Annotated in this window: 19 protein-coding genes; 7 read left to right on the top strand and 12 right to left on the bottom strand. The window is 63.4% G+C overall.

From position 1 onward, the window contains the following. The first annotated feature begins 10 nt into the window (after positions 1-10). The gene (locus tag AUR_RS13390; RefSeq protein ID WP_062095058.1) at positions 11-400 is read left to right on the top strand and encodes a hypothetical protein; all 390 of its coding nucleotides are present in this window, start codon (positions 11-13) and stop codon (positions 398-400) included. Here the strand turns inward: AUR_RS13390 and AUR_RS13385 are convergent. Next, positions 383-1,792 carry an MFS transporter gene (locus AUR_RS13385; RefSeq protein WP_062098992.1) on the bottom strand — a complete coding sequence of 470 codons (1,410 nt, stop codon included), beginning with the start codon at positions 1,790-1,792 and terminating at the stop codon, positions 383-385. The two genes, AUR_RS13390 and AUR_RS13385, sit on opposite strands and share 18 nt — an antisense overlap. A 251-nt stretch (positions 1,793-2,043) precedes the next feature. Here AUR_RS13385 and AUR_RS13380 point away from each other — a divergent pair, with 251 nt between their 5' ends. Then, positions 2,044-2,928 (top strand): helix-turn-helix transcriptional regulator, encoded by an 885-nt coding sequence (locus tag AUR_RS13380; RefSeq protein WP_062095056.1) that lies wholly within the window; start codon positions 2,044-2,046, stop codon positions 2,926-2,928. A gap of 119 nt (positions 2,929-3,047) precedes the next feature. Here AUR_RS13380 and AUR_RS13375 read toward each other — a convergent pair whose 3' ends face one another. Continuing rightward, a complete protein-coding gene (locus AUR_RS13375; RefSeq protein WP_421913713.1) occupies positions 3,048-6,206 on the bottom strand; it encodes a S8 family serine peptidase in 3,159 nt (1,052 codons plus the stop codon). A 206-nt stretch (positions 6,207-6,412) separates the two neighbouring features. Beyond that, positions 6,413-9,385, bottom strand: coding sequence for an exo-alpha-sialidase (locus tag AUR_RS13370; RefSeq protein ID WP_062095054.1), 2,973 nt, complete (start codon positions 9,383-9,385; stop codon positions 6,413-6,415). A 234-nt stretch (positions 9,386-9,619) separates the two neighbouring features. Here AUR_RS13370 and AUR_RS13365 point away from each other — a divergent pair, with 234 nt between their 5' ends. Continuing rightward, a complete protein-coding gene (locus AUR_RS13365; RefSeq protein WP_062095049.1) occupies positions 9,620-10,555 on the top strand; it encodes an NAD(P)-dependent oxidoreductase in 936 nt (311 codons plus the stop codon). A 71-nt stretch (positions 10,556-10,626) separates the two neighbouring features. Here AUR_RS13365 and AUR_RS13360 read toward each other — a convergent pair whose 3' ends face one another. After that, positions 10,627-10,917, bottom strand: a complete 291-nt coding sequence (locus AUR_RS13360) for a DUF1540 domain-containing protein (RefSeq protein WP_021471672.1) — start codon at positions 10,915-10,917, stop codon at positions 10,627-10,629. A 161-nt stretch (positions 10,918-11,078) separates the two neighbouring features. Further along, entirely contained in the window at positions 11,079-11,264 is a 186-nt protein-coding gene (locus AUR_RS13355; RefSeq protein WP_062095047.1) for a hypothetical protein, read from the bottom strand. 284 nt (positions 11,265-11,548) lie between these two features. On the opposite strand from AUR_RS13355, the gene purS reads away from it, so the two are divergent. From purS to purL, 3 genes are read left to right on the top strand one after another with little or no spacing between them, the layout of a single operon-like run. Then, a complete protein-coding gene (gene purS, locus AUR_RS13350; RefSeq protein WP_011773385.1) occupies positions 11,549-11,800 on the top strand; it encodes a phosphoribosylformylglycinamidine synthase subunit PurS in 252 nt (83 codons plus the stop codon). Position 11,801: 1 nt separating this feature from the next. Next, positions 11,802-12,572 carry a phosphoribosylformylglycinamidine synthase subunit PurQ gene (purQ, locus tag AUR_RS13345; RefSeq protein ID WP_062095045.1) on the top strand — a complete coding sequence of 257 codons (771 nt, stop codon included), beginning with the start codon at positions 11,802-11,804 and terminating at the stop codon, positions 12,570-12,572. Further along, positions 12,569-14,878 (top strand): phosphoribosylformylglycinamidine synthase subunit PurL, encoded by a 2,310-nt coding sequence (gene purL / locus AUR_RS13340; RefSeq protein ID WP_021471675.1) that lies wholly within the window; start codon positions 12,569-12,571, stop codon positions 14,876-14,878. Before purQ ends, purL begins: the two co-directional genes overlap by 4 nt. 45 nt (positions 14,879-14,923) lie before the next feature. On the opposite strand, the gene AUR_RS13335 is transcribed toward purL, so the two are convergent. Genes AUR_RS13335 through AUR_RS13325 form a run of 3 tightly spaced genes read right to left on the bottom strand, consistent with a single transcriptional unit; the run spans position 14,924 to position 17,930 of the window. Next, a complete protein-coding gene (locus tag AUR_RS13335) occupies positions 14,924-16,255 on the bottom strand; it encodes a putative bifunctional diguanylate cyclase/phosphodiesterase (protein ID WP_021471676.1) in 1,332 nt (443 codons plus the stop codon). Continuing rightward, positions 16,252-16,755 (bottom strand): hypothetical protein, encoded by a 504-nt coding sequence (locus AUR_RS13330; RefSeq protein ID WP_021471677.1) that lies wholly within the window; start codon positions 16,753-16,755, stop codon positions 16,252-16,254. The genes AUR_RS13335 and AUR_RS13330 overlap by 4 nt, the downstream gene beginning before the upstream one ends. After that, on the bottom strand, positions 16,752-17,930 hold the full coding sequence (locus AUR_RS13325) for a GGDEF domain-containing protein (RefSeq protein ID WP_021471678.1): 1,179 nt from the start codon (positions 17,928-17,930) through the stop codon (positions 16,752-16,754). The genes AUR_RS13330 and AUR_RS13325 overlap by 4 nt, the downstream gene beginning before the upstream one ends. A 214-nt stretch (positions 17,931-18,144) precedes the next feature. Between AUR_RS13325 and AUR_RS13320 the strand changes: the two genes are divergently transcribed. After that, positions 18,145-18,438 carry a DUF503 domain-containing protein gene (locus AUR_RS13320; RefSeq protein WP_021471679.1) on the top strand — a complete coding sequence of 98 codons (294 nt, stop codon included), beginning with the start codon at positions 18,145-18,147 and terminating at the stop codon, positions 18,436-18,438. Here the strand turns inward: AUR_RS13320 and AUR_RS13315 are convergent, their stop codons facing one another. The 4 genes from AUR_RS13315 to ngcE all read right to left on the bottom strand — a co-directional run bounded on the left by AUR_RS13315 (position 18,439) and on the right by ngcE (position 22,228). Then, complete coding sequence (locus tag AUR_RS13315; RefSeq protein WP_021471680.1) at positions 18,439-18,759, bottom strand: putative quinol monooxygenase; 321 nt, start codon at positions 18,757-18,759, stop codon at positions 18,439-18,441. It lies immediately after the preceding gene. Positions 18,760-18,897: 138 nt separating this feature from the next. Next, positions 18,898-19,791 (bottom strand): carbohydrate ABC transporter permease, encoded by an 894-nt coding sequence (locus AUR_RS13310; RefSeq protein ID WP_021471681.1) that lies wholly within the window; start codon positions 19,789-19,791, stop codon positions 18,898-18,900. Beyond that, positions 19,791-20,822: a carbohydrate ABC transporter permease gene (locus tag AUR_RS13305; RefSeq protein ID WP_021471682.1), complete on the bottom strand. Its 1,032-nt coding sequence runs from the start codon at positions 20,820-20,822 to the stop codon at positions 19,791-19,793. The genes AUR_RS13310 and AUR_RS13305 overlap by 1 nt, the downstream gene beginning before the upstream one ends. Continuing rightward, positions 20,819-22,228: an N-acetylglucosamine/diacetylchitobiose ABC transporter substrate-binding protein gene (gene ngcE / locus AUR_RS13300; protein ID WP_021471683.1), complete on the bottom strand. Its 1,410-nt coding sequence runs from the start codon at positions 22,226-22,228 to the stop codon at positions 20,819-20,821. Before ngcE ends, AUR_RS13305 begins: the two co-directional genes overlap by 4 nt. Positions 22,229-22,294 lie beyond the last annotated feature (66 nt).

Genomic DNA, 22,294 nt, shown 5'->3' with positions numbered 1-22,294 from the left:
AAAGGTAACCATGGTTTCTTCCGAAAAGACCGAATACGACGTCGACCTGACCGTAACGCTGACCGAGGCACCCGGCGCGGAGCCGAGGACGTTCCGCCTCCGTTCCGTTGACGGCGTCCTCTCCCCGGCCGAAGGTTCGGTGGAATCCAACTTGCCGGACGCGCATGCGGCACTTGCCGCCGTCGAGCAGTTCGGCGAGGAAGCCTTCTTCCCGGTACCGCGTCCGGACCGGCTCTGCACGCAGCAGTACGGTGGACCGCAAATCGCGGTGGTCGAGGGGACGTTCCGCGGACGGCAAGTCAACAGCCAATTCAGCCGGACCGACGGCTGCGAAATCGCCCGGTGGCGCAGCCTGGCTCCCCTATTCGGCGGCCTCGGGGGCTCAACGGGCAACGTGTGAAATTTCCGACGCAAGCAGGCCCGGACGGCGGAGGAACAAGCCCACTGCCAGAGCCGTGGCCAGGCACAGGCCTGCGTTCACCCAGATTGCCGTAGTGACACCGCTGAGGACGGCCGGAGCGGCGTTGTTTCCGATAGACAGGATCTGTGCGGTGAAGATGGCGCTCATGATCGGAATACCCATGGTGATGCCGATTTGCTGGCTCATTGTTGCCAACCCCGTAGCCAAGCCTTGCTCTCCATCAGGCAAGCCAGATGTGGCGGTGACCATGTAACCAACAATGACGACGAGGTTTGCCACACCACCGATGAACGTGGCAATCAGAAGCAGAGCAATCGAAGCCGGGTGTTCGCTGAGCAGCACAAGCGCGCCGGTGGCGATGGCTTGGACAATGAATCCGTAAACAATGGCCTTCTTGTTGCCGATCTTTCCGATGACCTTGGGGCCAAGAACTCCACCGAGCACTGTGCCGAGGCCGAGGACCGCGAAGGCAAGACCGGCGCCAAGCGGGGTGTACCCGAGCACTTGCTGCAAGTACAGGGTCAGCAGGAATACAAGGGACGTCTCGGTGACGAAGGCAAGAATGCCGGCGATATTTCCCCAGGCGACTGCGGAGCGCTTCAAGATGTCCAAGGGAACCAACGGGGACGACGCCTTGCGCTCCACCGCCACGAAAGCCAAGAACAGAACCAGGGCTGCGGCGAGCGACCCCAAAGTCAACGGATCGGTCCAGGAATGTTCGGCGGCGTTGGTCAGGCCAAAGACGAGTGCAAGAAGGCCCAGGGTTACCGTGATGGCCCCGGGGACGTCGAGCTTCAGTTTGGTAGCTGGCTTGCTCTCACCGAGGACGATCGGGGCGATGATGAGAACCGCGACGGCGACCGGGACGTTGATGAAGAAGGCCCAGCGCCAGCTGAGCAGATCGGTCAGGAGCCCGCCAAGGATGGCGCCGGTTGTGAAGCCTGCGGCCATCAGGGAACCATTGAGCCCCAAGGCCTTGTCCCGCAGCGGACCTTCGGGGAACGAGGCCAGGAGCAACGACAGCGCAGCAGGGACGACTATCGCCGTCGCAATGCCTTGACCCACGCGGGCTATCAACAGCAGTGCGGGATCGGCAGCCAGGCCACCGGCCAGCGAGGCAGCTCCCAGCAAAGCCATGCCGATGATGAACATCCTGCGACGCCCCGCAATGTCTGCCACGCGGCCAAACAGGAGCGTCAACCCGGCAGCGCACAGCGCGAACGCCGTAGCTATCCACTGCAGGTTCTCCAGGCTGAATCCAACGTCGGCGCCGATGGCCGGGAGGGCAACGTTGAGGATGGAAAAGTCGACGGCCAAGGTAAAACTCGCCGCCAGCAGGACAATGAGTGCCAGCCTTTGACGGCCGTTCATACGCGCCGAGGCCTGGGTTGCTGCCTGGACGGGCCTCCGGACTTCTTCAGTCAAGGGTGGAACACCGGGTTCCGTGCTGACATCGGGTTGCGTTGTCATGGGAAAGGTCCTTCTCTTGGAGGTACAGCCGCCCGTGGACGGCATCTTCACAACTCCACGTTCATCCAATCCCGCGGCATCAACCACACCCCCTTCTGCCTACCACTGGCAGTGACAGGACAAGGTCCCACGACACCGGCAGAATGGGGCGCATGAGTAATCCAAGTGAACTTGGGGAGTTTCTTCGCGTCCGAAGAGCTGCCTTACAGCCAGAGGACGTCGGCCTGCTGAACTACGGCATCCGTCGCGTACCGGGCCTGCGCAGGGAAGAGCTAGCGATGTTGGCCGGTGTCAGCAGCACCTACTACACCCGGCTGGAGCAGGGGCTCAGCAATAATGCGTCCGAGGCCGTGATCGACGCCATCGCGCGGGCTTTGAACTTGAACACCGATGAGCGGGCACACCTTTTCAACCTTGCCCGGCCCGGAACAAGCAAGCGACGGACCCTGACCAAGCCGGACAAGGTCAGGCCAGGCACACTCCGGCTCATCCAGTCGCTGGCCACGACGCCCGCCGTCGTCCTTGGACGCCGCAGCGAGGTCCTGGCGTGGAACCGCATCGGCCACAGGCTGGTGGCCGGCCACTTGGATTTCGCCTCGCCTGACTCTCCATCCACGCGGCCCAACATGACGCGGCTGCTGTTCCGGGACCGCCACACACGTGAGCTCTACACACGCTGGCAGGAGGAGGCCACACGTGCTGTTTCTTCGCTGCGGCTGGTAGCCGGCCGTGCCACGGATGACCCGGAACTTGCGTCGCTAATTGGGGAGTTGGTCATGAACAGCCAGGAGTTCGCCAATCTGTGGGCCCGTCATCCCGTGGAGAACTGCATGTCCGGTGTGAAGTACATGCACCACCCCGAGGTTGGCGATATTGAACTCAACTTCGAAGTCCTGTCTCCGCCCGATCAATCCGGTCACCGCGTCCTCATGTACGCCGCAGACCCGGGTACGCCCGCGGCAGAAGCGCTGCAATTGCTGATGTCCTGCGAGCACGCCACCGGCGCTGAGCAGCACAAGCGCGTCACGGCCCAGTGATGGCGGCGGACTACTAGACCGCCAACGAAGGACGCTGCCCAGCCACCAATCGGCGGTCCGTGACAACTGTGGCCGGTGGGAAAACCCACCGGCCACAGTTGTTACAGGGAGAACACGGACTAGCCTGCGTTGTTCTCCTGTGTCGGCTCGTCGCTGCGGATCTTGCCGCGGTGCTTCTTGTCCTTCTTGGGATTCTCATTGTCAGGAACAACTACTGCCCCACCCGGGCTCACCACTACGGTGACGAAGCTGGGCTCGCTGGTCCCGTCGAAGGTCAGCCGGCCGATGTAGGAACCCGGTTCCAGGTTCTTCCAGTTCAGCGCGATGGTGCCCTTCTTGCCGTTGGCCAGCTTGATCGGGTTGGGGGTGAGTGTGGCGTTGCCTTCGTTCGCGCCGAGGACGGCGGCATCAACAGTTGCCTTGGTGGGCTGGTTGTTGGGGCTCGCGTACAGGTTGGCGAAAACGTAGTAGTCACCCGGCGCCGGGTTCGTGACAGTCACAGACTCGCTGGCCGAGGCCGTGGCGGACGGGAGCTGCTGCCCGGAGGGTGTCAGGACCAGCATGTCGAAGTCCGCGGCCTCGTCGGAGGAAATGACCGAGAACTTGGCCAGCGCACGGCCTTCACCCACCGTCACCTTCTTCACGAAGTTGGATGCGTTGGTCTCGCCCGCGAAGGGGCCGGGGACCAGTTCCACGGCAGAGGAGTCAGCCCTGGACAGGCCGTCAACCGTGACGCCCACCGGAAGGTTGGTGCCGGAGGTGATGTTGATGGTTCCCGAGCCGTTGGGGCCGGTACCGGTGAAGGCGAGCGCTTTGTCAGCAATCACCGACTGTGGGCGGACCGCGATGGGTGAGGTGACGGTCTGCTTGGCACCCTGCCAGCTCAGCGAACCCATGGCGAACTTGCCCAGTTCTGCGTTCTTGTTCTCGAACCTCACCTTGAACGTCCGCTTCTCACCGGCGCGGCTGAAGTTGAGGACGGACGGGGTGACCTTGACGTCGACTCCGGGAACGTTGACCGTTGCCCGGTACAGACCCGGCGTCAGGGCAGTGACGGTACGGGTGACCTCGATCTTGCCGGCGAGGTTGCCCAGCGCGAAGGAGGGCACGTTCATGTCACGGGCCTGCGTGGTGCCAAGGCCCGGAATGCCCAGGTCCATGCCCGTTCCCTGGACGAACTTGAGGTAGTCCTCCGTGGTGTTGTCGTAGACCAGGCCCGGCGAAAGGACCTTGGCAGGGTCCACCTGTCCGGCTCCGGTTGCGAAGACGTCCGTGTTCGGAGTGCCGTTGGCCAGTTTCACTTGGCCTGCGGTGGTCATCATGGCGGACTTGACCGCTGCCGGGGACCATGTGGGGTTCTTGGACAGGACCAGGGCTCCGAAGCCTGCCACGTGCGGGGAGGCCATGGACGTACCGGACAGGAAGCCGAAGTTGTCCCCTCCGGTTCCGATCGGGGAAACGCCGGCGAGGATGGCGACACCGGGAGCGGAAACATCCGGCTTCAGGAGGTCGGAGTCAGTAGCCAGCAGCGGGCCGCGCGAGGAGAACCCGGCAATTTGCGGCTGGGCTTCGGCCGGGAGACCCGTGGTGTCGCGGTTCAGCAGGGAGACGGTGATGGCCGGGTTGGCCGCGACCTTCTCCTTGATGGTGGCGGTAGCCGGCGGGTTGACGTGCACGGTGGGGACCGCGTGCTTGTCGGTGTCCAGCGAGGAGGCAGTCAGGTTCACAAGGATCATGCCCACGCCGCCGGCACGCAGTACTTCGGCGCTCTTGGCGGTACGGTCAACTACGCCGCGGTCGCAGACAACTACCTTCTCCGCCACCTTGGCCGGGTCCAGCGAATTCGGAGCGCAGAGGGCAGCGTCACCGTTGCCGCTGGCGGCATCGGTGGAAAGCACGACGCCGGCACCGGTCACCTCCTTGTTCATGATGCTCGCTCCGCGGAACTTGCTGCCATCGGAGAATTCCACGGTTCCCTGCAGTTCCTGCGAGAACGAGGTTGCGGCTACCGTGGTCAGCCAGGGTGCTCCGTGGTTGACGGTGCTGGGCGTCGGGCCGGAGTTGCCGGCGGACGTGGCCACAAAGATGCCTGCCGAAGCGGCGGAAAGGAACGCCAGGGAAACAGGATCCGTGGTGGACGTGGCAGAGCCGGAAATGGAGTAGTTCAGTACGTCCACGCCGTCCAGGATTGCCTGCTCGATCGCATCAACGGAAGCCGATCCGTAGCAGCCGCCTGTGGAGGGGTCGGTGTCTTCCCAGCAAACCTTGTAGATGGAGAGTTTCGCGGCCGGTGCTATGCCGCTGGTGACGCCGAAGCTGCGCCCGTCAACCGTTGCCTCAACGTTGGCGTTGCCGGCTGCGGTGCTTGCGGTGTGAGTGCCGTGGCTGTCCACGTCCACGGGGGAAATGAGTTCCTCAGGGGCGCGGTTCTCCGGAGGAACGGTGTCCAGGAAAGCGTCCGCGAAGTAGTGGGTGCTGAGGACCTTGGAATTGCAGGCGCTGCCGTCGTAGTCGGCGCCTGTGCCGGTACCGGGCTGGCACTCACCTACAAAGGTGTCTCCGTCGGCCTTGAGCATCGCAATCTTGCCGTCGTCGGTGCGGTAGGGAACGCCTATTTGGGGGTTGCCAACGAGGGGTCCTACAGGTTCGCCGGCGAAGAACGGGTTGGAGGGGGTGTAGCCGGTGTCGATGACGCCAACCACGGTGCCCTTTCCTGCGTTGTCCACCCCGCCGTACTGGGTTGCCCAGGTGCCATTGGGCCCGCTGAGCTTCAGGAAATCGGTGGTGGAGTAGTCAGGGGCCTGTTGCGTGTCCGGCGCCACCAGCAGGACGTCGGGGTCCTTGGCCAGGTTGATGGCCTGGTCTGCCGTGAGGTTGGCGCTGAAGCCATTGACAGCGGTGGTGAAATCGCGCTGGATCTTGACGTTTTCCTGCTTCGCGATTTCCTGTTGCTTGCGCTGCAGGTGCGACTGGTACTGCTTGACCTCGGCACTGTCGGCCTTTAGCTTTTTGCCCTCTTCCGGTTTGGTAGGCGCCAAGCCGGGCGTGCCGCCGTCGTAGGTCGCAGCGGGCTTCTCCGCGAGGACCACCATGTAACGGCCGTCCTTATAGGCAGCAGGGTCAAGGTTCTTCTTGGCCACAGCCGGAACGTTTTCCGCCGATGGAGCCGCCTGGGCCGGCAACGCCACGGAAGAGAGCAGCAACGGCAGACCGACAGCCAAGGCCGCCGCCTTCCGAAGGCCCTCGCTTCTGACGAAGCTCTTTCCTTGGGATTTCACGAGTGAGTGCACCTTTCACTGGGGAGGACCGGGCGCCATCGCCTGGACCTTTCAAACGGGGGCCGGTTGCGGCATTGACAGTTCCTGTCAAAAGCGCACTACCAACCGAGTCACAGAGTACAGAGTGAGAGCGACATATGACATAAGGCACATTTTTGTGTTTTTGTCTTGTCACAATCGGGCCCGTCCTCCCCAGCATCAGGACGCTAGATCTTCTCCCCCTTCGGCGTTACTTGGAGCCGGTCGAAGGAAACCCGGCGGCCGTCCTTGTCCAGCACCACCACGTCATCCCGGCCATTCCTGACCTCGGGCGGGAGGATGAACTCCACGGTGTCCCCGGTGGTGGGGAACATCCAGCCGAGGCGGTAGCCCGTCTTATTGAGGTACACGTAATACCACTGACCGTACTCAAGCCCGGCGAGGGACACCTTCTGTCCGGTCCGGTACTTGAAGGCCGTGCCGAGATCGAACGGCGGCGTCTGGTCCTCAAGGTCCTGAACTGTCAGTTCGGGCTCCTTGCTTGGCTGTGCCGGCTGCACCTTCAGCTCCAGGGGCTGACCTTCCGCAGTTGCGGTCACTTCCTTGGATCCGTTGCGGGCCGTGGCCTCAAAAGCGGAGGCAGCCAACGATCCACCTGCAACGTCGGCAGCGGTCAGGACGTGCTCGCGTGTTGCCGTGGCAGTGTCTCCGGGGGCAAGGAAGGGCAGCGATATCCCGGCGTCGGGCGCTTCAAGGCCCGTCAACGCTACATTGCCCGCGTTGCCCACGGTGTAGGTGAAAGTTACAGGGTCTCCGGCGCTGGCGAAGCGGTCTCCGTCAGCATCCTTCCATTCGGCCACCACTGTGGCGGACAAGGCAGCATCGCGGACCAACAGGTCCACTTCTCCCCCATTGATCCGATACGTCCTGGTGCTCTGGCCCGCTGCGCTGACCTCCCAGGTGGTGTCGGGAACAAAGAAGCCCTGCTCCACTTCTTCAGCCGTCACCGCGTGACGGGGCGTCGCGCACTCATAGCTCTGGCCTGCCGGGAGGGACAGGTAGCGGCAGTTTCCGGCCCCGGCAGGAAGGAACGGACTGAAGTTGCCGGCTGTAGGAACCACCTGCTCCACGAACGGGCTGGTGTTCTTGACCGTAAAGGCGTAGGGAACCAGCTCGCCTGCCGCGTACGGCCGGGTTGCGAGGTCGCGTCCGACGTCGGTGCGCGCACCGCTGATGTCCGCCGAAATCAGGCCATCCCGCAGGGCGACCGCAGCGCCGGTGAACTGCACCGTCTTGGTGAGTGACGGCGTCGTTGTGGAAGTGATGCTGAAGGTGGCCTCCGGAACAAAGTAGCCCCTCTCCATATCGGCGGCCGTGATGGTGTGCTTGGCCGTGGTGCAGTTGTAGCTGGCTCCGGCTGCAAGGTTGTTATAGCGGCAGTTGGGGGCCGCGGGAGGCAGGAAGCCGGAGTCGAACGTTCCGGTCAACGGCACGGAGTTGGCCGCCACATTCGCGGTGCTCTTGACGTTGAGCGTGTACCCCAGCACGTCACCGGCCTGGTACGGGTTGGCCGCTACGTCACGTGCCGGAGCCGAGCCCGTGATGGTAAGGCCCACTTGCGGAGCCACGGGCGTGGTGGCGGTGAAGGTGAACTGCGAAACCCGGCCATCCGCCGTCGTGAATGCCGCGTTGAGGCTGCGCGGGCCACTGGCGTCCGCCGGTGCGGTCAGTGCAACGGTCACGGTGACGGACGCGCCGGGGGCGACGTCGGGCACGGGCACCGTGGTGGCAGACCACCCCGACGGCGTATAGACAGTTGCGGTCGCGCCGGAAAGCGTGGTTGCTTCCTGGTTAGTGACGGTCACCGGAACCTCCTGCGTTGCGCTCGGGGCGATGTTGACTGCCGGTACTGCCAAGGGAGCGCAGACGTAGTTCAACCACGCGTCGTCGAAGGTGGCGAAGGGCATGTTGTCCGTGTAGTTGCCCTCGTAGAGGACGCCGAACTTTCCGTCCGCCAGGCGGGTCACTGTTGAGTAGGCCGAGAAGCCGGAACGGATGGTGCGGACGCCCGGCCAGGTTTCGCCGTCGTCACAGGAGACCCGGGCCGAGACGTTTTCGCGGCCGGTCTTGGAGTTTGCGTTGGTGAAGATCAGTTTCTTCGCGTCTGCGGAGCCCTGCGCCGCGTTGGGGAACATGCGGGCGATTGCACCGTTGTTGGCAGGGTCCGGCAATTCCGTGTCCTGGCTGACGGGGCCGTACGTGGCTCCGCCGTCCGTGGAGACGGCCACCTTGCGGTAGCCCCGGTTGGCGTTGTCCCGGGAGTTGAGCAGGACCCGACCGTCGGACAGTTCCACAGTCTTGTTCTCGTCCATCCGGTCGCCCACGTTGGCACCCTTGTGCCACGTGACGCCGTGATCGTCTGAATAGACGCTGTAGGCCTGGATCTTGTTGCTTCCGTCAGCTTGCCGCACGTCGCCGGCGTACTGCTGGATGAGACGGCCCTTGTGCGGGCCGTATTTGAGCTGGATGCCCTCACCGGAGGAGGCAAAGTTGGAGCGGACGTCGCCGGCTGCCGGGTTGGTCTTGCTGGTACCCGGCTTGGTGACGGAGGTGATGAGGCGGGGCTGGCTCCATGTCACGCCGGCGTCGGAAGACTCGATGACGGCGGAGGAAATGACGTTCCGGTCCGCGTCGTCGTTGCCGAACTGACTGCCGCCAAAGCCTTGGTCCTTCGAGTACACGAAGAAAGCGAAGACCTTGTTGGCTTCCGCGTCGTAGATGTACGAGGGATCGCTGTAGCCGTATCGAGGGCCGCTGGCATCGGCGACGTGGCCTGCGGCGATCACTTGGACCGGCCCCCAGGTCTTGCCACCGTCCGTGCTTCGGCGCTGGACGATCGAGTTCGGGTTCGGGGCGTCCGCCGCCGAACCCGGGCGACCGTCCCACGCTGCAAGGACCACGTCGTTGCCAAGGTAGGTAAGCGCGGGAATCCGGTAGAAGAAATTCGCCGCCGTGCGGTCGGCCGCCAGATTGGTTTCAGAGAAGCTGCCCGGTGGAAGCGTGGGCGAATTGGGCGGAGTGGGGGCCGCCTGGGCGGGCAGTCCCAAGCCGGCCAGCAAGCCGATGCTGACCGCGCAGGTCAGTACGCCGGTTGCGGCTCTTCGGACTAGCGATGGTGCGGAGGTGCTGTTGGATCTCAAATCCGTGTTCCTTCCTCTTTCCGCTCACTGCGGAGGTGCTGGTGGATCATTCGCGCAGACTAGATACCTCGTATTACGTGCCACGTCGAACGTCCTACAACCATAAAGTGCTGGCCGTCACATTGCTAGCGATGACGCTGAATCAAGTTTTTGTCCGCCAAAGCAGATAACGTCGAGCACAAGCCCTCCACCAGAGCAAAGACCATGACCCGCGAGCAGTAACGGAGTTCCGCCTTGAAGATCCTCGTCCCCAATACCATCGAGCTGGACCTCGGAACTTCGGGCGAAGAGGTCGCGTCCTACCAAGTGGACCAACCGATTCCGGACGAACACATCGACGCCGAGGTCCTGGTGACGTGGCAGAACACCAGCGGCAACCTGGAGGACGCTGCCCGGCGGCTCACAAACCTGCGGCTCGTCCAGACGTTGGCAGCCGGCCCCGATTCGGTGCTCGCAGCCGGGTTCCCGGACAATGTGCAGGTCACCTCAGGCCGCTCGCTCCACGACGGTCCGGTGGCGGAACACGCACTGGCATTGGTGCTGGCAGCCGTGCGCCGCTTGGACGTGCTGTTCGAAGGGCAGAAGTCGGCACTCTGGGACCGGGAGTACAACGCGGCCCAGTCCGCCCCGGACACAGAACAGCTCTACACGCTCGACGGCGCCAAAGTCACCATTTGGGGGTTCGGCTCGATCGCAGGACGCCTCGCTCCCCTGCTGGCCGCGCTGGGTGCGGAGGTCACCGGCGTCGCGAACTCTGCGGGCGAGCGCTACGGCTTTCCCGTGGTCGCAACCGGGGATCTCCCCGGGGTCCTGGCCACAACGGACGTGCTCATTTCCATCCTCCCGGCCACCCCCGAGACGGAAAATTCGCTGAACGAAGAGATTCTGGATGCCCTGCCGGATACGGCTGTGTTCGTGAATGTAGGACGCGGCGCCACCGTGGACGAAGACGCCCTGCTGGCCGCCCTTCGCGATGGCCGCCTCCGCGCAGCGGCAGTGGACGTCACCAAGACAGAGCCCCTGCCGGCCGGGTCGGAACTATGGTCCGCACCCAACTTGATCATCACTCCGCACGTCGCCGGGAACCGGCCCAAGGGCGGGTCAGCCCTCGTATTGTCGAACATCGCAGCGCTCCGCGAGCGCCGTGAGCTGAAGAACCTGGTTCGCTGATTCAACCCTGCGTTTGACGCAAAAAGAGCGGGCGCGCCCGGCAAGGGCGCACCCGCTCTTTTGACGAAGGATCACGTGTGCTCGTACGTCAGGCAGTCCGCGGAATCTGCGCCGGGTCCCACCTTCACGTCGTGTGCTTCACACATGAGGTTGTTGTTATGCACGCATTCGGAACGTTGGCAGGCGCCGACGTGGGCGAGGACCTTTGGAAGTCCACCCATGGCGTTCGTGTCAATGAACGTGGCGCAGGAAGCGTGGTCCTGGGTGCCACCGATGGTGATGCCGAATGCCGTGCATCCGTCATGATTGAATCCGCAACTGCCAACGCTACAGGCGGATACTTCTGCAATGTGGTCCGTCATTGTTCCTCCTGGTCGGGTCTTGGTGGCCCCGGCAAGGGACCGGCGTGTAGGACCTAAACTACGCCGGAATCCAAGAGTTTAACCCGTTGCATTAGCGCATTTGTACGTTCGCTATTACTGCGGTGCGCTACCCGTAAGCCGCCGGTGCTGCCCGACGGACATTATTTGCCTGGCGTCCTGATCGCCCGGCTGATCCGTTCCCGCGTCTCCTTGTCCAGTGCAGTGGTGACCCGCTGGCTTCGTGCAGCCTTGTCTGCCTTGATTCTTTGGAGGACCATGCGCCCCAGCCCGGCAAAGACTGCGGCACCCACAATGCCCAACACCATCGACTTCGGTTTCTCAGCCATGCCGCCATCCTAGTGACGCCCGGCACCTGCTGCCATACCGCCGTCGGGCCCTCCAACGCAGGGAATTTCCACCGAAACGGCCCGGGCTCCTCGCGCAATTGCGCTGAATAGGGTATGCGCGCGACTCCCGGTAGGATAGATGTGCAAGCTCGCGGAGCGCCCCCACACCGTTTCAGGACACCGTTTTCAGGACACAGTTCGAACGCGGCTGACCGGCGTGAGACGGCACCCTCCGCGGCAGCCTTATTTAAAGGTTCACCCAACTCACGCACAGGAGTTACCGGATGCCCCGGATCGTCGTTGACGTCATGCCCAAGCCCGAGATTCTGGACCCCCAGGGGAAAGCCATTGTGGGTGCACTGCCCCGCCTTGGCTTCAACAGCTTCAGCGCAGTCCGCCAAGGCAAGCGCTTCGAACTGACGGTTGACGGCGAGGTGACCGACGCTATCCTGGCCCAGGCCCGTGAAGCTGCCGAGACTCTGCTCTCCAACCCTGTCATCGAAGACGTAGTCAACGTCGAGGTCGTCGAGGCCTGACATGACTTCAATCCCCCTGATTGGCGAGGCGGTGGCTGTCGCCGCGGAACCCCGCTTGGCAGGCGCCAAGATCGGCGTCGTCACCTTCCCCGGTACCTTGGACGACCGCGACGCCGCCCGTGCAGTTCGGCTTGCAGGCGGCACGGCGGTGTCGCTTTGGCACGCAGACGAAAGCCTCGGTGACGTTGACGCCGTCATCATTCCCGGCGGTTTCTCCTACGGCGACTACCTGCGCGCCGGTGCCATTTCGCGTTTCGCGCCGCTGATGTCCAAGATCATCGATGCCGCGAACTCCGATGCAAAGCTGCCGGTCCTCGGTATTTGCAATGGTTTCCAGATCCTGACCGAATCGCACTTGCTGCCCGGCTCCATGATCAAGAACGACCACCTGAAGTTCATCTGCCGCGACCAGGTGCTGCGCGTCGAAAACGCCAACACTGCCTGGACCCTGGACTACCGGCATGGCCAGGAAATCACTGTGCCGCTGAAGAACCAGGACGGCCAGTACATCGCCGACGAGAAGACCCTCGACGCCCTTGAAGCCGAGGGCCGCGTCGTCTTCCGCTACGTGGGCTTCAACCCGAACGGCTCCCGCCGTGACATCGCCGGGATCTCCAGCGCCGCCGGCAACGTGGTGGGCCTCATGCCGCACCCCGAGCACGCCGTTGAGGCCGGCTTTGGTCCCGAAGCGCTCGATGGAGCAGCGTCCGACACCGACGGACTCGGTTTCTTCACCTCCGTACTGACCAAGATTGTGGGAGGCGACAAGTGACCACGGAAACCACCAAGAAGTTCAACATCGATACCGTTGAAAACGCCGCCAAGACCCCGGACACGGAACTCCCGTGGGCCGAACTGGGCCTGAAGCAGAACGAATTCGACGAGATCGTCAAGGTCCTCGGCCGCCGCCCCACCGGTGCCGAGCTCGCCATGTACTCCGTCATGTGGAGCGAGCACTGCTCCTACAAGTCTTCCAAGAACCACCTCCGCCAGTTCGGCGAGAAGGTCACGGAGGAAATGAAGAAGGACATGCTGGTGGGCATCGGCGAGAACGCCGGCGTGACCAACCTCGGCGACGGCTGGGCCGTGACCTTCAAGATCGAGTCCCACAACTCGCCGTCGTTCGTTGAGCCCTACCAGGGCGCTGCTACCGGCATCGGCGGCATTGTCCGCGACATCATCTCCATGGGTGCCCGCCCCGTAGCCGTCATGGATCCGCTCCGCTTCGGCGCGATCGACCACCCGGACACCGCACGCGTCATGCACGGCGCCGTTGCCGGCATCGGTGGCTACGGCAACTGCCTCGGCCTGCCGAACATCGGCGGCGAAATGGTCTTCGACTCCGTCTACCAGGGCAACCCGCTGGTGAACGCGCTGGCTGTCGGTGTCATGCGCCACGAGGACATCCGCCTGGCCAACGCCTCCGGCAAGGGCAACAAGGTTGTCCTCTTCGGCGCCCGCACCGGTGGCGACGGAATCGGTGGCGCTTCGGTGCTCGCATCGGAGTCCTTCGACGACTCCAAGCCGTCCAAGCGCCCCGCAGTCCAGGTTGGCGACCCCTTCGCGGAGAAGGTGCTCATCGAGTGCTGCCTCGAACTTTTCAAGGGTTCCCTGGTGGAGGGCATCCAGGACCTCGGCGCCGCGGGCATCTCCTGTGCCACGTCCGAGCTCGCTTCCAACGGCGACGGCGGCATGCAGGTTGAACTGACGTCCGTCCTGCTGCGCGACCCCACGCTGACCCCGGGCGAGATCCTCATGTCCGAGTCCCAGGAACGCATGATGGCAATCGTCACGCCGGAGAACGTGGAAGCGTTCGAGGCCGTGATGGACAAGTGGGCCGTGGAGTACTCCTGGTTGGGTGAAGTGACCGATACCGGCCGCCTCATCATCACCTGGGAAGGCGAAGTAATCGTCGACGTCGATCCCCGCACCGTTGCGCACGACGGCCCGGTCTACGACCGCCCGTTCGCCCGCCCGGAGTGGCAGGACTCGGTCCAGGCCAACGCCTTCACGGGTTCCGTTGAAGACGCCAACCGTCCGTCCGCTCCCTCGGAGCTGGCAGCGGCGGTCACCGAGCTGGTTTCCTCCCCGAACATGTGCAGCAAGTCCTGGATCACCAAGCAGTACGACCGCTATGTTGGCGGCAACACTGCCATGGCGTTCCCGGATGACGCCGGCGTGGTCCGCGTTGACGAGGAAACCGGCCTGGGCGTGGCCCTGGCCACCGACGCCAACGGCCGCTACACCTACCTGGACCCCTACAAGGGCGCACAGTTGGCACTGGCCGAGGCCTACCGCAACGTCGCCACTTCCGGTGCCGTTCCGATGGCCGTGAGCGACTGCCTTAACTTCGGCTCCCCGGAGGACCCGGACGTCATGTGGCAGCTCGCCGAAGCCATTCGCGGCCTCTCCGATGCCTGCATGGAGTTGGGCGTCCCGGTGACCGGCGGCAACGTCTCCCTGTACAACCAGACCGGCACCACACCGATCCATCCCTCCCCCGTGGTGGCAGTCCTGGGCAAGCTCGACGACGTCGCCCGCCGTACGCCGTCGGGCTGGCGCGAGGACGGGCAGGCCATCTACCTGCTGGGCACCACCGCGGCTGAGCTGGATGGTTCCGAATGGTCCAACCTGCGCGGACACCTCGGTGGCCAGCCCCCGAAGGTCGACCTGGCAGCTGAGCGCCAGCTTGGTGAGATCCTCATCAACGCGTCCCGCGACGGCATGGTTGATGCCGCACACGACCTCTCCGAAGGTGGCCTCGCAGCCGCACTCGTGGAGTCCTCGCTGCGTTACGGCGTCGGTGCCCGCATCGCGCTGGAAGAACTCATGGAACGCGACGGTGTGGACCTCTTCACCGCGCTGTTCTCCGAGTCCCAGGCACGTGCGATCGTGTCCGTTCCGCGCTCCGAGGAAGTCCGATTCAAGGACATGTGCACGGCCCGCGGTTTCGCGCACCTCCGGATCGGCGTCGTGGACGCGGCCGGTGGAAAGCTGGAGATCAACGGCGTGGACGAGCTCTCCTTGGAGGCCCTCCGCGAAGCCCACGAAGGCACTCTGCCGAAGTACTTCGGCTAGCACCCGAAAAACGCGGGACCACTCATGTGGTCCCGCGTTTTGCGTTTAAGCGGGCCAGGTTTCCTGCCGCTTCAGCTGTGCCGTGAACTCGGTCCCGGAAACCGGGCGGCCAAAGTAATAGCCCTGCCCGCTGGTGCAACCGATGCTCCGCAGCGCTTCGGCCTGTTCGGCGGTCTCTATTCCCTCCCAGATGCCGTCGAGTCCGCAGGAGCGGATCACGTTCTGAATGGCGGCGAGGAACTGCAACTGGGTGTCGTCCTTACCCAGGTCGCGGACGAACTCCCGGTCCACTTTGACGTGGTCCACCGGCAGCTTGCGTAGGTAGCCGATGGATGAGTATCCGGTGCCGAAGTCATCTATCTCAAGGCCCACACCCAGCCGGTGGAGGCTCATCAGCGTGTAGCGGTCCAGTTCGTTGTTCTGGATGATGGCGCTTTCTGTCAGCTCCAGCACCAGCGACTCCGGCGGAAGGCCTGCCGTGGACAGGGCTTCCCGGACATCATCGACGAACTCCAGGCTCTGCAGATCCGGTGCCGATACGTTGATCCGCATGGAGAAATCGTGGTGTGCGGTGGCCGGGTCGCGCCGCCACGCGGCAAGCTGGGCCACGGAATTGCGCAGCACCCAACGGCCCAGTTCCGCAATCAAACCCGTGGCCTCGGCAACGGGAATGAACTTGTCCGGCATGATGAGTCCACGTTCGGGATGGTTCCACCGCACCAAGGCCTCGCTGCCTTGGAGCCGGCCGGTAGCCAGCTCCACAATCGGCTGGTAGAAGAGCACAAGCTGGTCCGACCCGATGGCATGACCCAGCTCGCTGACGATCTGCCGCTCGAGTTGGCGCGCCAGCAGGGTGGCAGGATCGAACGTCCTGACCTTGTTCCGGCCCTCGGCTTTGGACTCCCCCAGGGCAAGGTCTGCTTCCATCAGCAGCTCGGCAGGGGTGCGGCTGGGATCGGCGGTCCTCAACCCCATGCTCGCTGTGCAGCGCACGTTCGCGCTGCCGAGATTGATCTCGGGTTCGACCGCAGCCAGGATGCGGTTCCCCGCGGACACGGCCCGGGCCAGCGGTGTTGCCGGCAAAAGGATTCCGAACTCGTCGCCGCCCAGGCGGGTGACGACGTCGTTCTCCTGCACTGCCGCCCTGATACGCGAGGCGACGGTCTGCAGGATAAGGTCCGCGGCGGCGTGGCCAACCGAGCTTTTGACGGCTTTGAACCCGTCCAGGTTCAGCAGCAGCAGGGCAGCCGGCGATGTTCCGTTTGACGCGGCCGCTTGGGCATCCCGCAAGGCGTCCTCGAGCACCAGCCGGTTGCCGAGGCCCGTTATAGGGTCGGTTTCAGGGTGGTGGCTCGCGGCCGTGCGGGGTTGTTTCAAGAGAGGTCCAGGTACCGCAAAGTGTCGTCAACCACGGACTTCGGCTTGGCGACCGGGTTGTTCCGTTCGTCAAGGAACAAACGGTAGGAAGCGATGTCCAGCTTCCCGTCGGGCTGCGCGGGTGTCCCGGCGCGGTAGACCTGAGGCAGCCAGGAGCGTCCGAGGATGGCTTCGACCCATGCGTCGCATTCCCCCAGGGGCAGCGGGACCCGGGTTCCCGTGGTGCGCCGGTGGCCTGCGATCGAGAGAGTGATGCAGCTTCCTTGCAGCCCCTTGTCCGCCGTGAGCCAGGCGAGTCCCTGAACATCTGCGACGATGGTCAGGTTGGCGCTGGCATCCTCTACGGAGTGGACGGGATTCATCCGCACCGAGCGCCTGGCCGTGTTGAGGGTGGTGGACGTGCCGGCCTGGTAGGGCGGGCTGGTGATGTCCTGACGGAACGCGGCCAGTTCCTGGTTGTGCTGGATCTGGATCTTGGTGGTCAGCTGGTTGATGGTCATGATCGTGCCTCATCCGCGATAGTTGCCGCCTCAAGGCGGTTGGCTCCGACAATCCGGTTCCTGCCCTGCGCTTTGGCGCTGTAAAGGGCTGCGTCCGCAACTTCGATCATGAAGGTGAGGTCTGCGGTAGCTGGAGTGCTGGATGTGACTCCGTAGCTGACCGTGGGGAAAGCGCCGCCTCCGGGCACTTCCATGGTGGCCATCCGTTTGCTTATTTCGAGGGCAATGTCTTCTGCCCTTTTCTGCGTGGCACCAGGCAGGAAGAGGACAAACTCTTCCCCGCCGTAGCGCCCCACCAGGTCCGTGGACCTGACGCTTTCCCGGCAGGCCTCCGCGAAGGCCTTCAGTGCTGCATCTCCCGCGCGGTGGCCGTGTTCGTCATTGACGGCTTTGAAGTGGTCCAAGTCGGCAAGGACGACGGCGGCACCCGAACCACTGGCGCGCAGGCGCTTGAGCTCCGCCCCTGCCAGGTCCATGAAGGTTCCCCGGTTGAGGAGCCCGGTGAGGTGGTCGCGGCTGGCCCGTTCGCGGAGCCCCCTGATCAGTTGATCGTTGCTGAGCGTCGTCATGGTGAACGAGGCGGCGACCAGCAGGACAGTGGTCACCAGGCCCAGCGGTCCTGCACCGAAATAGCCTTTGAACAGGGTGCTGTCAGGACCATGAGTCACGTAGAAGATAAACCGCGCAAAGAAGTACAGGGTGGCGAACCAGGCAACGATCGACATCGCCTTGGATATTTGTGGATGGGTGGGCTTGAAGTGCCAGAGATCCCTGGCTGCCAGACCAACACCAACCGTGATCATGGCCAGATACACTGCGCCACCCGACCAGATGTTGTTTGCCGGGTCCTCCAGGGTGGAAGCGACCCCCGTGACCAGGGGCCCCAAAGCCAGCAGCCAGGGGGCTGCCCTGAGGTCGCGCAAGGTCCTGGCGCCTGCCCAGATGCTGAACGCACCGGCTACCACCAGCACGTTGCCGAGGGGGTTGGCCCACACCTGGTGCGGAGTTCCGTTCAGCAGGAAGCCGGCATTGCCGAGCATGAATTCGAAGAGGGCCAGCGCCCACCACCCCGTGTAGGGGGACCTGGTCTTGCCGTAGGAGGCTGAGAACAGCAGGAAAAGCGTGAGGGTAACGACTCCAAGGGACATCCTGGCGGAAAACGCATCGAGTATCACGGTTCGCTCCTGCCATTGGGTCCCCCGCAAATCTCCACCATGGCTGGATGCTTGTCAAAGCAGGTTTCTTCCGTGCTGCCGCGCAATGTGCCCATGCTGCTCGTCTCCCCCCGTGGATGATCGTGACTCCAGTGTGATCCGGCTCGCTCAACCTCCTCGCGGCATTCCCTCAAGATTCGATCAAGATCGCCGCCTGCGCCTGTTTAATGGGCGTATGTGGATTGGGTGGGTCGAATTCGATGTGCTGCTGGGCGATGTTCACAGCCTCAAGGAGAAGCGCTCGCTTGTGCGCCCGGTGGTGGCTGAGCTGAAGCGGCGCTTTGACGTATCGGCCTCGGAGACCGGGCTTCAGGACCAGCACCGCCGGGCATTGATTGGCGCGGCACTGGTGGCTCCGGACCACGGGCACCTCAGGGAAGTACTCGACGCCGTGGAACGGTTCGTCGCTGCCCGGCCCGAGCTTGAGCTGCTCAGCGCCAGGCAGCGGGAAATCCACAGCGAGGACTAGCTAGTCGATGGTCAGCTCGCCCATGCGGTCCCAGCCGCTGCCTTCGAGCTGGCGGCTGATGATGTGCGGGGTTTCGGCGAGGGCCTGGGGCATGTCAGCCATCGCCTTCTTGAAGTGCGCGCTGTTCACGTGGGCCTCGGCGGCGTCGTCCTGGAACGCTTCCACCAGGACGAACTCGTTCGGGTCTTCCACGCTGCGGGACCAGTCGAACCACAGATTGCCCGGTTCTTCGCGCGTGGCCTGGGTAAAGTCGGCCACCAGGTCCAGCCAACGCTCCGACCAGTCGGGTTTCACCTTGAATTTGACCACAATGAAAATCATGTAATTCGGCCTTTCGATCACTTGCCGGGACTGTACTGCCCCGGCACCGGTTGCCGTTCCATCCTTTCAGAGTTAAAGCCCGACGGCGGCCCGCACCGAAAGGCGCGCACCGCCGTCGTACGTCCCGCCTGGCCGGGGCTATTTCATGGTTCCCTGCGACACCGAACCCTGGAGCTGGCGTTGGAAGATGACATACACGATCAGCACCGGCACCACGGTGACAGTGACCGCCGCGAACAAGGCGCCGAAGTCCACCGCATACCCCATCTGCCCGGCGAAAGCCGCGAGGCCTTGGGACAGCACGCGCGGTCCGGCCGCATTGATGGAGACCGGGATGAGGAACTGGTTCCACAGGCCAAGGAAGTTGAAGATCGCAACGGAGGCAAGGCCCGGCTTGGCCATGGGAAGCATGACCTGGAAGAAGGTCCGCCACTCGCCCGCCCCGTCCAGGGCCGCGGCCTCCGTGATCTCGTGGGGTAGGGACTTGAAAAAGGAGAACAGGAAGAACACCGTGAACGGCAGGGCAAAGCCGACGTACACGAGGATCAACCCGGGCAGTGTATTGAGCAGCCCGATGTTCCGCATGACGAAGAACAACGGGACCATGGCCAGGAAGATCGGAAACGTCAGCCCGGCGAGCATCAGGTAGTAGATGGCCCTGCTGCCGAAGAAGACATACCTTGCCAGGACGTAGGCACACATGGCTCCAAGCACCATGACGATCACCAACGCGCCGCCCACCACGATCACCGAGTTCAGGAAGTAGCTTCCAATCCCGGCATCGCTCCAGGCTTTGACGTAGTTGTCGAAACGCCACTCGGACGGCAGGGCGAACGGAGAAGCGAAGATCTCGCTGGAGGTCTTGAACGATGACATCACCGTCCACAGGAGCGGCAGGATGACGATGAGTGACCATATGGTCAGGGCGGTGTGGGAAATGGCCCCCACCACTTTGTCGCCGGGAGTTGTTGCGGGTGTCCGCGGCTGGAAGTGCAGGGACTTCCTTTCCGGCATAACTGTCTTGGTGGACATCAGTTGCTCACATCCTTGTCGCCGCCGGTCAGCTTGTTAACAGCGAACACCAGCCCGGAGAAGATCAGGGTGGTGATTGCCAGGACCACGCCCATGGCGCTGGCGAGCCCGAACTGGCCCTTGCTGAACGCCGTGAAGAACAGCTGTTGGGACATGACAAGCGTCGAGTTGTCCGGCCCGCCGCCCGAGTTGAGGGCCGCCATATACACGAAAGCGTCCAGCGCCAGGATGCCCATGTAGATGTAGGCGGTCTGGATGTTGTCGCGGATCAGCGGGATGGTCACGGACACCGCCGTCCGGAACCTCCCGGCGCCGTCGATGCGGGCAGCTTCGAACAGTTCGGCGGGAATGCCCTTGATGCCGGCCACGAACAGCACCATGTAGAACCCCACGAAGCCCCACACGATCACGAACATGGTGGCGATCATGGCTGTGTCCTTGTTCCCCAGCCAGGCGAAGTCCTTGAACTGCTCCATGCCCAGCCCGGTGAGGATCCCGTTCAGCAAGCCGCCGGAAGGATCGTAGATCTGTCCCCACATGATGCCGATGGCGATGGCAGGAATCGTGTAAGGGAAGAAAGAAACCACGCGGTAGAAACTGGAGTTCCGCAAGCCCTTGATCTGGCCCTTGCTGCTGCCGCCCACCGTGACCATCGTCGCCAGGACGAGGCTCAGGACAATGGTGATGATGGGCAGGAAGATGACCAGGAGGATGTTGTTCCCCATGGCCTTCATGAAGATATCGTCCGTGAAAATTTTGGCGTAATTGTCCAGCCCGATGAAGTTTTGGTTCGGCGAGAAGCCGGACCAGTCCGTCAGGGAGTAGCCAAAGGCCTGGATGAACGGCCAGATCACGAACAGGATATAGATAGCGAGCGGCAGGCCCAGGAAGACGAGGAAGAAGCTGGCCTTGTCCCACGTCAGGGGCTTGCGCCGCCGCTTGGCGGAAGCCGGCGGCGGAGGAGCCATGGCCGGAACGACGGCGGCCAAACCGTCGCCGCTCCGGCTCTGCTGTGGTTCCACTACGGTCACTTCACTTCAATCTTCTTGACCGAGCTGTCGTTGCGGACTTTGTCCGTGATGCTCTGCAGGGACGACGTCAGCGTGGCAACGTCCGACTTGCCGTCGAGGAAGGTGTTCCACACAACCAGCTGGTCCTTGTTGGTTCCGTAGAGGTCGATGAAGTTCCAGGTGTAGATGTTCTCGCCGGCATCGCTCAGGAGTTTGGTCTGGGACACCAGGGCCGTTGAACCAAAGCCGTCCTCGGGGACAGTGTCCTTGACGATCGTGGGGGCGAGCTTGGTCTTCGCGAAGTTGGTGGCGGCTTCCTTGGAGAGCATGACGCGGAGCAGTTCCTTGCCGCCGGCCACGTTCTTGCCCTGCGACGGGACGATGTACGGTTCACCGGCCGCGCTGTGCAAGGACTCGTAGGGCATTTTGGGGCTGGAACTCACTGCGGGAACGGGCGCCCCCGTCATCTTGAAGTCAGCCTTGGTCTGGTCCTTCATCTCGTTCTCAATCCAGGAACCGGACGGGTAGAACACTGCCTCCTGTGCGTTGCTCCACTGCGCCTGAGCTGCCGTGAACTGGGTGCCGGACCCGCCGGGCTTAAAGAAGCCTGCCTTCACGATCTTGTCCATGGCCGTGAACACGGACTGGACGGCCGGATGGGACCAGCAATCGGCTTTAAGGTTTTCCAAGGCGAGCCGAACCTCGTCGCCGCCTTCCTTGATGGCCGAGGCGATTGCCATCTCCTGGTAGTACGTGGCGGCTTCCTTGCCCCACACAAACAGGTACTTGCCCTTGGCCTTGGCCTGCTCGCCCAAGGCATACATCTCATCCCAGGTCTTGGGCACGGTCCAACCGTTCTCCTTCAGGAGGGAATCGGAGTACCACATCGCGTAGACCGTCAGGACGTAGTTCAGGGCGGCCAGTTTGCCGTCGAAAGTGCCGGGTGCGAGCACACCGGTGTAGAGGGTGTCCTTGATGACCTTGCCCTCCAGGTTCTTGGCCTCCACAACGCTGGTGAGGTCTTCGAGCTGGGCAAGGATGGTGCTGAAGCCGATTGCCTTGGCACCGGAGTTGTCGATCAGGTCCGGCGGGTTGCCGCCGACGAAGCGTGGCTGCAGTTCCTGCGCAATGTCCGTTGACGGGGCGATCTTCGCCGTGGAACCGGCGTGTGCAGATTCAAACGCCTTACCGGCAAATTCAACGTAGTCGATGCCGTAGCCACCCTTGAAAATGACTGCGTCAACGGTGGATTTGTCCGCCATCCCGAACGGGTTGGTGTCCGACACTGTGCCGGAAGGACCAGCCGTGGTTCCCCCTCCGCCGGCTGCACAGGACGCGATGGTGCCGCCCATCGGGACGAGCACAGCTGCAGCAAGTGCTCCGCGCAGGAATCCGCGGCGGCCAAGGGACTGGTGCTGAATGGTCATTTTCATACCCCTTAAGTGACTCATATAGGCCGACTCAGGCGTCTGGGGCACCATTGAGCCGACAGT

Origin of the sequence: Paenarthrobacter ureafaciens (genome assembly GCF_004028095.1) — a bacterium.
GTDB classification, from domain to species: domain Bacteria; phylum Actinomycetota; class Actinomycetes; order Actinomycetales; family Micrococcaceae; genus Arthrobacter; species Arthrobacter ureafaciens.
The sequence above is the reverse complement of the archived record's forward strand: the minus strand, read 5'-3'. Positions and strand labels throughout refer to the sequence as shown.

Excerpts from the sequence above, each read along its gene's own strand:
- AUR_RS13315 (WP_021471680.1), bottom strand. The coding sequence starts at position 18,759 with ATGATTTTCATTGTGGTCAAATTCAAGGTGAAACCCGACTGGTCGGAG.
- AUR_RS13390 (WP_062095058.1), top strand. The coding sequence starts at position 11 with ATGGTTTCTTCCGAAAAGACCGAATACGACGTCGACCTGACCGTAACG.
- AUR_RS13330 (WP_021471677.1), bottom strand. The coding sequence starts at position 16,755 with ATGACCATCAACCAGCTGACCACCAAGATCCAGATCCAGCACAACCAG.
- AUR_RS13380 (WP_062095056.1), top strand. The coding sequence starts at position 2,044 with ATGAGTAATCCAAGTGAACTTGGGGAGTTTCTTCGCGTCCGAAGAGCT.
- AUR_RS13320 (WP_021471679.1), top strand. The coding sequence starts at position 18,145 with ATGTGGATTGGGTGGGTCGAATTCGATGTGCTGCTGGGCGATGTTCAC.
- AUR_RS13355 (WP_062095047.1), bottom strand. The coding sequence starts at position 11,264 with ATGGCTGAGAAACCGAAGTCGATGGTGTTGGGCATTGTGGGTGCCGCA.
- purS (WP_011773385.1), top strand. The coding sequence starts at position 11,549 with ATGCCCCGGATCGTCGTTGACGTCATGCCCAAGCCCGAGATTCTGGAC.
- purQ (WP_062095045.1), top strand. The coding sequence starts at position 11,802 with ATGACTTCAATCCCCCTGATTGGCGAGGCGGTGGCTGTCGCCGCGGAA.
- AUR_RS13385 (WP_062098992.1), bottom strand. The coding sequence starts at position 1,792 with ATGAACGGCCGTCAAAGGCTGGCACTCATTGTCCTGCTGGCGGCGAGT.
- AUR_RS13360 (WP_021471672.1), bottom strand. The coding sequence starts at position 10,917 with ATGACGGACCACATTGCAGAAGTATCCGCCTGTAGCGTTGGCAGTTGC.
- AUR_RS13310 (WP_021471681.1), bottom strand. The coding sequence starts at position 19,791 with ATGTCCACCAAGACAGTTATGCCGGAAAGGAAGTCCCTGCACTTCCAG.
- ngcE (WP_021471683.1), bottom strand. The coding sequence starts at position 22,228 with ATGACCATTCAGCACCAGTCCCTTGGCCGCCGCGGATTCCTGCGCGGA.